The sequence below is a fragment of the Catenibacterium sp. co_0103 genome, from assembly GCF_004168205.1.
Classification (GTDB): Bacteria; Bacillota_I; Bacilli_A; order Erysipelotrichales; family Coprobacillaceae; genus Catenibacterium; species Catenibacterium mitsuoka_A.
In genome coordinates this window covers 1-11,103 of record NZ_RCYB01000066.1, presented here as the reverse complement: position 1 = coordinate 11,103, position 11,103 = coordinate 1, and the positions used below count along the sequence as shown (strand labels likewise).

Below are 11,103 nucleotides of genomic sequence, written 5' to 3'. Positions count from 1 at the left end.
CTGAATCAAAGAATTGATGATGAATTCATAATGAGAAAAATTAAGGTGTTTATTTTTTGCTTTTTGTGATATATTAACAGTGTTCATAGAAATCTCCTTATAAAGTGTGGTAACTATATAATACGATTTCTATGGACTTTTTTTACAAAAATTGAGAATAGGGGCCTGCGGCCACGCGAATTGGGATAAAGGGGCATGCCCCTTTATCCCAATTCCTTAATTCCAGTTTCATTTTACAATTGAGGTTGAGTAAAAAAAGTCAAAAAAAATTAAAAAAGCATTGATTTTTGCTTTGTATTATGTATAATTGGTAATCGACGCATGGCGTCAAATGCGTGGGAGGGCTTCGGCCCAAACGAACCACAGCACGGACAATATTTTAATGGAGGTGTGTACCGTGGCAAATAATGGTAAAAAAGTAGTAAGAATTATGAAGATTCAGTTCCCAGCAGGTGGTGCTAAACCAGGACCAGCTCTAGCAGGTGCAGGAATTCAGATGCCAAAATTCTGTACAGCATTCAACGATCAGACTAAAGATCGTCATGGTGAAACTGTACCAGTAGTTTTGACTGTTTATGAAGACAAGAGCTTTGATTTCGTATTAAAGACAGCTCCAGCTGCTGAAATGATCAAGAAGGCTTGTGGTATCAAGAAAGCTGCAAGTGATTCAAAGCAGACTGTTGCTACTCTAAGTGCTGATAAGTTAAAGGAAATCGCAGAATACAAAATGCCTGACCTTAACGCTAATGATTTAGAAGCAGCAATGAAAATCGTTGCTGGAACAGCACGTAACATGGGTGTCAAAGTAGAAGGCTTAGACGCTTAATTAATTAGCAATCTGATGGAGTTGAATTCCGTCATTACAGTGGGAGGTCTATCCGTTAAGACCACTTAAGGAGGAAAGAAAATGTCAAAAAAAGGAAAGAAATATGTAGAAGCTGCTAAGCAGATTGAAGCTGGCAAGCTATACTCAATCGAAGAAGCAATTGAATTAGTTAAGAAGACTAATACTGCTAAATTCGATGCAAGTGTTGATGTTGTATTCAAGTTAAATCTTGATACTAGACATGCAGATCAGCAGTTACGTGGAGCTATCGTGCTTCCTAACGGAACTGGTAAAACAAAGAGAGTTTGTGTTATCGCTGAAGGTCCAAAGGCTGAAGAAGCTAAAAACGCTGGTGCTGACGTAGTTGGTGGCCAGGAAATCTTAGATGAAATCGCTAAAGGTTGGTTAGAGTTCGATGTTATGATCGCTACTCCTGATCAGATGCCTAAGCTTGGTAAATTAGGACGTGTTTTAGGTCCTAAGGGATTAATGCCAAACCCTAAGACTGGTACAGTAACTATGGATGTTGCTAAAGCAGTTAATGAATCTAAGGGCGGTAAAGTTAATTATAGAACTGATAAAGATGGTAACGTACATCTTCCAATCGGTCGTGTATCTTTCGACAGCGTTAAGCTAGTTGAAAACTATGAAGCTATCCATGCTTTATTATTAAGAATCAGACCTGCAGCAGTTAAAGGAACTTACGTTAAGAACTGTGTAGTTTCATCTACTATGGGTCCAGCAGTAAAAGTTGCTGCTTAATTATTAATGCCGCAATCAATATACCGTAGACAGTAACTGACGCAAGTCTCAATTTGTTACCGAGGGATATTGTCATGTATGAAAATGACAAACCCCTAGGTAAACTAGGGGTTTTTATATAACGCGTATATTGTTGCAATAAAATTTTTATGGAGGTGTAACAATGGCTAACGAAAAAGTATTAGTCGCTAAACAGGCAGTCATCGACGAAATCGCTGATAAGTTATCTAACGCTCAGTCAGTAGTAGTTGCTGAATACCGTGGCTTAACTGTTGATGAAGTTACTGAACTTCGTCGTGCTTTAAGAGCTGAAAACGTAGAACTTAAAGTTTATAAGAACAAATTAGCTCTTCGTGCTACAGAAGCTTGTGGTAAACAGGAATTAGATGAATTCTTAACTGGTCCAAACGCTATTGCATTTGGTCATGATGACGCTGTTGCTCCAGCTAGAGTACTAGCAAAATTTGCTAAGGATCACGAAGCTCTTGTAATCAAGACTGCAATCGTTGAAGGCAAATTATTGAGCAAAGAAGAAGTTATGGAACTTTCAAAGTTACCAAACAAAGAAGGTATGTTATCAATGTTATTGGCTTGCTTAAAGGCACCAGTATCAAAAGTTGCTAGAGCTGTTAAGGCTGTAGCTGACAAAGAAGCAGACGGATCTGCAGAAGCAGCAGCTCCTGCTGAAGCAGAAGCAGCTGCTTAATATCGAAATAAAGGAGAATATTAAAATGGCAAAGTTAACAACTGATGAAATCTTAGCTTACTTAGAAGAAGCTACAATCTTAGAATTAAACGAATTAGTAAAAGCAATCGAAGAAAAGTTCGACGTTACAGCTGCTGCTCCAGTTGCAGTTGCTGCTGCTGCTGAAGAAGAAGGACCTGCTGCTAACGTAACAGTAATCCTTAAGGAAGTTGGACCTACAAAGGTTAAAGTTATCAAGGCTGTTAGAGAAATCACTGGTTTAGGACTAGTTGAAGCTAAGGGCTTAGTTGACAAGGTTCCATCTGAAATCAAGAAAGACGTACCAGCTGAAGAAGGTGCTAAGTTAAAGGAAACTTTAGAAGCTGCTGGTGCTGTTGTTGAATTAAAGTAATTTAATACAAACACAATTATAAAAGCCCTATTTTAGGGCTTTTTTCTTATGAGGAATGAGAATGTCACACTATTATACAAATGATGAAATAGAAAGCAGACCAACGATCATTCACTTCGATTATCAAGGACATTCTATTGGGTTTCATAGTGATCGTGGTGTTTTCTCTAAGGATAGTGTAGATTTCGGTTCAAGAACACTACTTGACACCGTTAATCTAGAAGGTGTAAAATCAGTATTGGATGTTGGGTGTGGATATGGTGCTTTGAGTATCAGCTTAAAGATGGTTTATCCAGATATCGCATTTGATATGGTTGACGTCAATAGACGCGCAATGGAACTTGCTAAACGCACAATTGAAGATTATCATCTTGAAGATATGCGTGTATATGAAAGTAATGCATATGAGAATGTAGAGAAGACATTTGATATGATCATCTCTAATCCTCCAATTCGTGCTGGCAAAAATGTTGTGACTACTATTCTTAAAGAAAGTTATTCACACTTAAATAAGAATGGACGCCTTGTGATTGTCATACAAAAGAAACAGGGTGCACCAAGTGCTAAGAAATGCATGGAAGAAGTCTTTGGAAATGCAGAAGTATTGAAGCGAAATAAAGGCTATTACATAATTCAATCAATTAAATAATGAACTACAGGGAAATTGTATAAATTTCCCTTTTTGGGTTGACACAAAAGTACCCTTGTGCTAGTATACTAAAATGCCTACTCATGTATAAAAGCAGGTCATTTTGACCCTTTTTAGCTTGCAGATAGAGATTAAAAAAGGAGTGGAACGGATTTTGGAAAAGAATGTAAGAACTGCAGAAAGCCGCATTAAGCGACGCAATTATTCTCGTATTAGTGGTTCTTTGAAACTACCTAACCTTGTCGAAATTCAGACAGATTCATTTAAGTGGTTTCAGGAAAAAGGTATAAGAGAAGTATTTGAGGATATTTATCCTATCACAAATTTTAACGACACATTATCATTGGAGTTTGTAGACTGTCGTTTTGATGAGCCTAAATATGATGCAGATGAAAGTAAAGAAAGAGATGCAATCTATGCAGCTCCTTTGCGTGCTACTTTACGTCTTGTAAATAAGAAAACTGGAGAAATCAAGACAAGTGAAGTATTTATGGGTGATTTCCCGTTAATGACAGATTCAGGTACATTTGTTGTTAATGGTGCAGAACGTGTTATCGTTTCACAGTTAGTTCGTTCTCCAGGAGCTTATTTTGGTAATGGAACAGACAAGATTGGTAAGACTGTCTTCAATGGACAGGTAATCCCATCTCGTGGTACTTGGTTAGAATTTGAAAATGATGCCAAGGATGTTCTAAATGTTCGTATTGACCGTCAGAAGAAGATTCCAGGTACTATTCTTTTACGTGCTCTAGGACTTTCTTCAAATGAAGATATTATTGAAGTTTTCGGAGAACATCAGTTCCTCTACAATACATTTGAAAAGGATCCAACACATAACACTGATGATGCGTTGATGGAAATTTATAGTAAATTGAGACCGGGTGAACCAGCTACTTTAGATGGTGCTAACTCATTACTATTTGCGCGTTTCTTCGATCCAAAACGTTATGATTTAGCAAAAGCAGGTCGTTTTAAGTTACGTAAGAAATTAAGCTTATTAGATCGTATTGCTGACCGTGTTCTTGCTGAAGATGTTGTTGACGTTGATGGTAATGTTGTAATGACAGAAGGTACTAAGATTACTAAAGATAAATTAGAAATCTTAAAGCCAGTATTTGAAGCAGGTGCACATACAAGAGAAATTAAAACTAACGAAAATATGCATTCTAATCATACTATTCAGGTATTAGATGTATATACAGATGAATCTAAGTCTATCAAGATGAGAGTAATCGGTACTGATCTTTCATTAGATAGTAAGTTTGTCACTATTTCAGACTTTATTGCTGCATATTCATATATGCTTAACCTTGTTGATATCTATGATTCTCAGGACTTAGCAGCAGAAGACAGAGTGTCTTTAATGAGCCGTATTGGTTTATTAGATGATATCGACCATTTAGGTAACAGACGTGTTAGAACTGTTGGTGAATTAGTTCAGAACCAGTTCCGTATCGGTTTATCACGTATGGAAAGAGTAGTTAAGGAAAGAATGTCTTTAGCTGAAGATGATTCTATGACTCCACAATCATTAACAAACATTCGTCCATTAACTGCTGCAATCAAAGAATTCTTCGCAAGTTCTCAGTTATCTCAGTTCATGGACCAGATTAACCCACTTGCCGAATTAACAAACAAGAGACGTCTTTCTGCCTTAGGTCCTGGTGGTTTATCAAGAGACCGTGCAGGTTATGAAGTACGAGACGTCCATCCATCTCACTATGGTAGAATCTGTCCAATCGAAACACCAGAAGGTCCTAACATCGGGTTGATTTCTACACTTGCATCTTATGCAAAAGTAAATGAATATGGATTCATTGAAACTCCATATCGTAAAGTAAATAACTGCGTTATTGATGAAAATGATATTCGTTATTTAACAGCAGATGAAGAAAAGAATTATATTATTGCTCAGGCAAAAGTTAAGACTGATGAAAATGACCGTATCATTGATGAACAGGTTATTTCGCGTCATTTAGGTGAAAACATCATGGCTAAGCCAGAAGAAATCGACTTCATCGATATCTCACCTAAACAGATCGTATCAGTTGCATCTTCATGTATCCCATTCTTGGAAAACGATGATGCGACTCGTGCCCTTATGGGATGTAACATGCAGAGACAGGCTGTACCTCTATTAAATCCACATGCACCTTATGTAGGAACAGGTATGGAATTCCAGGCTGCAAGAGACTCTGGTGCTGCAGTTGTTGCGAAAGAAGAAGGAACTGTTAAATATGTTGACGCTAAGAAGATCATCGTTGAAGGTGAAAGTGGCGAAAAGACATATAAGTTATTAAAGTTCACTGTATCTAACGCTGGTACATGTATCAACCATCGTCCAATTGTTATGGCTGGTGAACATGTTCTTAAGGGTCAGGTTCTTGCTGATGGACCAGCTATGGAACAGGGTGAATTAGCATTAGGACAGAACGTTCTTGTAGGTTTCATGACATGGAATGGTTATAACTACGAAGATGCTGTCATCATGAATGAAAAGCTTGTAAAAGAAGACTACTATACTTCTATCCACATTCAGGAATATACAATTGAATGTCGTGATACGAAGCTTGGTCCTGAAGAAATTACTAGAGATATCCCTAACGTAGGTGATGATGCTCGTTCTAACCTAGACGAAAACGGTATTATCCGTGTTGGTGCTGAAGTTAAGGAAGGCGATATCTTAGTTGGTAAAGTTACTCCTAAGGGACAGGCAGAATTATCTGCAGAAGAAAAACTATTATTAGCTATCTTTGGTGAAAAATCTAGAGAAGTTAAAGATAACTCATTAAGAGTACCTCATGGTGGTTCTGGTATCGTACATCGTATCAGAGTATTCACTCGTAGAGGTAAAGAAAGAAAGAATGAAAACAAGTATGGTTCAGCAAACTCTCTTGCTTATAAAGAAGTTGAAAGAGATGATTTACAGCCAGGTGTAAACAAGGTTATTAAAGTATATATCGTTCAGAAGCGTAAGATTTCTGAAGGGGATAAGATGTCAGGTAGACACGGTAACAAGGGTGTCATCTCTAAGATCTTACCAACAGAAGATATGCCTCATTTACAGGACGGTACACCACTTGATATCATGCTTAACCCATTAGGGGTACCATCTCGTATGAATATCGGTCAGGTATTAGAATTACACTTAGGTTATGCTGCTAGACAGTTAGGTGGTCAGTATTTCGCTACTCCAGCCTTTGATGGTATCAATTCTAAGGACTTAGAAAATATCATGAAAGAATCTGGTATGCCAGAAAACGGTAAACAGAGAGTGATCTCTGGTAAGACTGGTGAATATTTCGATAACGAAGTATCAGTTGGTATCATGTACATGATCAAGTTATGTCACATGGTTGATGATAAGTTACATGCAAGATCAGTTGGTCCTTACTCACTTGTTACTCAGCAGCCACTTGGTGGTAAAGCTCAGAACGGTGGTCAGAGATTCGGGGAAATGGAAGTATGGGCACTTGAAGCTTATGGTGCAGCATATACATTACGTGAAATCTTAACAGTTAAGTCAGATGACGTTGTAGGACGTGTTAAGACTTATGAAGCAATTGTTAAGGGACAGAAGTTACCTGAACCTGGATTACCTGAATCATTCAGAGTATTAAAGAAAGAATTACAGGCATTGGCATTAGATATTCGTCTATTAGATGATGAAGGTAATGAAATTAATGTAGGTAATATCGAAGATGAAGATCGTCGTTTCCCTCGTTCATTCGATGCGCCTAAGAAGCCAAAAGAAGATGAAGAAAATGATGATAAAGAAGAAAAAGAAGATAAAGAAGTTGACACTCACGAAGAATTCGTTGCCGAAGGTGAAGATGATATCGTAGAAGACAGCTTCGATGATGATGAAGCTCCAGAATCAGTCGATGATATTATCGAAGGATTATTTGGAAAAAGCGGTGAGGAGGAAGAATAATGGCAGAGAATAATAATTTTTCAGCAATTCAGATCGGTTTAGCCTCTCCTGAGAAGATTCGTGAATGGTCATATGGCGAAGTCAAAAAACCTGAAACAATCAACTATCGTTCACAGAAGCCTGAAAAAGATGGTTTATTTTGTGAAAGAATCTTTGGTCCAACTAAGGACTGGGAATGTGCTTGTGGTAAATATAAGAAAGTAAGATATAAAGGTGTTGTCTGCGACCGTTGTGGTGTCGAAGTCACTCGTTCTTCAGTAAGAAGAGAAAGAATGGGTCATATCGAATTAGCTACTCCAGTAGCACATATCTGGTATTTAAAGGGAGTTCCATCTCGTATGGGACTTATCCTTGATATGTCACCTAAACAGTTAGAAGAAATCATCTACTTCGTATCTTATGTTGTTACTGATAAAGGTTCTACACCACTTGAATACAAGCAGGTATTATCTGAAAGAGATTACCGTAACTGTGTTGAAAAGTTCGGTGGTCAGTTCCAGGCTAAAATCGGTGCTGAGGCAATCAAAGTATTATTGCAGAAGGTTGACTTAGATGCTGAACTTGAAGATGTAGAAACTCAGTTAAAAGAAGCTCAGGGTCAGAAGAGACAGAAGTTATTAAAGAGACTTGAAGCAATTGATGCATTCAGAAGCTCCAATAACCAGCCAGAATGGATGATCATGGATGTTCTTCCAGTTATTCCACCTGATTTAAGACCAATGCTTCAGCTAGACGGTGGTCGTTTTGCGACAAGTGACTTAAACGACTTATATAGACGTGTCATTACTCGTAACAACCGTTTAAAGAAATTATTAGAATTAGGTACACCTAGTATCATCGTACAGAATGAAAAGCGTATGCTTCAGGAAGCCGTTGATGCTTTAATTGATAATGGTAGACGTTCTAAGCCTATTACAGGTGCTGGAGGAAGAGCATTAAAATCTCTTTCACATACACTTAAAGGTAAACAGGGACGTTTCAGACAGAACTTACTTGGTAAGCGTGTAGACTACTCTGGACGTTCAGTTATCGCTGTAGGACCTACATTAAAGATGTACCAGTGTGGTATTCCAAGAGAAATGGCTGTTAACTTATTTAAGCCATTCGTTATCTCTGGATTAGTAAGAAACGAATTAGCAACTAATATCAAAGCTGCTGAACGTATGATAGATAAGATGGATGATAAGATCTGGCCAATCGTTGAAGATGTTATCAAACATCACCCAGTATTATTAAACCGTGCCCCTACATTACATAGATTAGGTATCCAGGCTTTCGAACCTAAGCTAGTAGAAGGTCGTGCCATCCGTCTTCACCCATTAGCATGTCCAGCATTCAATGCCGACTTCGATGGTGACCAGATGGCCATCCATGCACCTCTTGGTGAAGAAGCAATTCAGGAAGCAAGACAGTTAATGCTAGGTTCTAGAAATATCCTTGGTCCAAAAGATGGTAAACCTATCGTTACTCCATCACAGGACATGGTGCTTGGTAACTATTACTTAACAACAGAAAAAGCTGATCAGATTGGTGAAGGTACAGTATTTGCTGATGTAAACGAAGTATTAATGGCTTATTACAATAAGACTGTTAACTTACATACAAGAATGGCAATCCGTGCTTCAGCATTAAAGAATAAGACATTCACTGAAGAACAGAACAACATGTACTTAGTCACTACAGTAGGTAAGATCATCTTCAACCAGATCTTTGAAGGTGAATTCCCATACTTAAATGATCCAGATAAGGCAAGCTTAAAAGCAACTCCTATGAAATATTTCTTACCTTATGGTACAGATATCAAGGAACATATTAAGAATCAGCCTTTAATCAAGCAGTTCACTAAGAAGACTCTTGGAGCAATCATCGATGAATACTTCAAGATCTGTCCAGTTGATGAAATCCATGTCATGCTTGATAGATTAAAGAATCAGGGATTCTATTATTCAACTATCGCTGGTATTACAGTATCAGCTTACGATATTCAGATTCCTCAGGATAAGTATCACTTATTCGATGATGCTGATGAACATCTTGAAGTCATCAAGAATTTATACAACAAAGGTAAGTTAACAGAACATGAACGTTATACAGCCGTAATCAAATTATGGAATGACGTTAAAGAAGAAGTTACTGGTATCGTTAAAGAAGAGTTCGAAGCTGACCGTGATAACCCAATCTTCATCATGTCAGATTCAGGTGCCCGTGGTAACATCTCTAACTTCACTCAGCTTGTAGGTATGCGTGGATTGATGAGTAACCCTAAGGGTGAAACTATCGAACTTCCTATCAAGTCTGCTCTTCGTGAAGGTTTAACTGCATCAGAATTCTTCATTTCTACACATGGTGCCCGTAAAGGTTCTACAGATACAGCCTTAAAGACTGCCGATTCAGGTTACTTAACAAGACGTCTTGTCGATGTAGCTCAGGAAGTTATTATCACAGAAGACGATTGTCATACTGATAAGGGATTCGAAGTATCTGCATTAATCAATACGGCTGATGGTAACATTATCGTACCATTAGTAGACAGACTTGTTGGTCGTACATCATTAAAGGATATTGTTGATCCAGCAACTGGTGAAATCATTGTTCATGCAAATGAATTAATGAACGAAAAATCAGCAAAAGCAGTATCTGATGCTGGTATCAAGACTGTTGAAATTAGAAACATCTTCGGATGTAAGTCTAAGAACGGTATCTGCCGTAAGTGCTATGGTCTAAACTTAGCAACTGGTCAGGAAGTATTACTTGGTGAAACAATCGGTATTATGGCTGCACAGTCAATCGGTGAACCAGGTACTCAGCTTACAATGCGTACATTCCACATGGGTGGTGTTGCCGGTGACGCCGATATCACACAGGGTCTTCCTCGTATCCAGGAATTGTTTGAAGCACGTGTTCCAAAAGCTAAGTCTATTATTTCTGAAATCAATGGACATGTTTCATCAATTACAACTCAGGGTGACCATAACAATCAGCGTTCAGAAGTAACTGTCGCAAATGATCTTGAAACTAAGACTTACTTAACACCAATTGGTGCTAAGTTAGCTGTAAAAGAAGGAGATATTGTTGAACCAGGTGATAAGATTACTGAAGGTTCTATCTCTCCAAAAGAATTATTATCTGTTGCCTCTGCAGAAGCTGTAGAAAACTACATCTTAAAAGAAGTACAGCAGGTATATAGATTACAGGGTATCGAAATTTCTGATAAGCATATCGAAATCATCATTCAGCAGATGATGAGAAGAATGAAGATCGTAGAAGGTGGAGATACAGAAGCATTACCAGGATCTCACGTTTCAGTTAAGAACTTCACTGAATTAAACAGACAGGTTCTTAAGGAAGGTAAACATCCAGCTGTAGGTAGACCAATCTTACTTGGTATTACTAAGGCTTCATTAGAAACTGATTCTTGGTTATCAGCTGCATCATTCCAGGAAACTACAAGAATTCTTACTGATGCTGCCATCAGAGGTAAAGTCGATCCACTTAAGGGTCTGAAAGAAAACGTTATTATTGGTAAGCTATTACCAGCAGGTACTGGCTTAAGAGGACCTTTAAAGTCTGACGAAACAATTAAGAGAGAGGAAGAAGAAGCTGCTCAGCAGGCTGAACTTGAAAAATCAAGAGAAGAAGCTGAAAACTTCACTCCTGAATCTACAATGTTTGATGAAGCAGAAGAATTTGTTTCTGCTCACCATGACGCTTAATTAATAAGAAACACTATGGACAAATATCCATAGTGTTTTCATATAGGTAATTTAAAATAACTAGGGGTTTCCTAAATTTTAATTATTACGCAGTAAGGGGTGAATCTCACCCCTTATTTCTT

7 protein-coding genes and 1 other annotated feature are annotated in these 11,103 nt (G+C 37.9%); all 7 genes read left to right on the top strand.

Going from position 1 to position 11,103, the window contains the following annotated elements:
* Nucleotides 1-397: 397 nt before the first annotated feature.
* The 7 genes from rplK to rpoC all read left to right on the top strand — a co-directional run bounded on the left by rplK (nt 398) and on the right by rpoC (nt 10,981).
* Nucleotides 398-826 (top strand): 50S ribosomal protein L11, encoded by a 429-nt coding sequence (gene rplK, locus EAI80_RS09765; protein WP_259848598.1) that lies wholly within the window; start codon nt 398-400, stop codon nt 824-826.
* Between the two features lie 81 nt (nt 827-907).
* On the top strand, nt 908-1,588 hold the full coding sequence (gene rplA / locus EAI80_RS09760; RefSeq protein WP_129981864.1) for a 50S ribosomal protein L1: 681 nt from the start codon (nt 908-910) through the stop codon (nt 1,586-1,588).
* A gap of 5 nt (nt 1,589-1,593) precedes the next feature.
* Nucleotides 1,594-1,714, top strand: a sequence feature (ribosomal protein L10 leader region).
* Nucleotides 1,715-1,751: 37 nt separating this feature from the next.
* Entirely contained in the window at nt 1,752-2,294 is a 543-nt protein-coding gene (rplJ, locus tag EAI80_RS09755; RefSeq protein ID WP_129981863.1) for a 50S ribosomal protein L10, read from the top strand.
* Nucleotides 2,295-2,319: 25 nt separating this feature from the next.
* Nucleotides 2,320-2,685, top strand: coding sequence for a 50S ribosomal protein L7/L12 (gene rplL / locus EAI80_RS09750; RefSeq protein ID WP_129981862.1), 366 nt, complete (start codon nt 2,320-2,322; stop codon nt 2,683-2,685).
* Nucleotides 2,686-2,746: 61 nt separating this feature from the next.
* Nucleotides 2,747-3,334, top strand: coding sequence for a class I SAM-dependent methyltransferase (locus EAI80_RS09745; RefSeq protein ID WP_129981861.1), 588 nt, complete (start codon nt 2,747-2,749; stop codon nt 3,332-3,334).
* Between the two features lie 142 nt (nt 3,335-3,476).
* Nucleotides 3,477-7,268, top strand: a complete 3,792-nt coding sequence (rpoB, locus tag EAI80_RS09740; protein WP_342771596.1) for a DNA-directed RNA polymerase subunit beta — start codon at nt 3,477-3,479, stop codon at nt 7,266-7,268.
* Entirely contained in the window at nt 7,268-10,981 is a 3,714-nt protein-coding gene (gene rpoC / locus EAI80_RS09735; RefSeq protein ID WP_129981859.1) for a DNA-directed RNA polymerase subunit beta', read from the top strand. The genes rpoB and rpoC overlap by 1 nt, the downstream gene beginning before the upstream one ends.
* Nucleotides 10,982-11,103 lie beyond the last annotated feature (122 nt).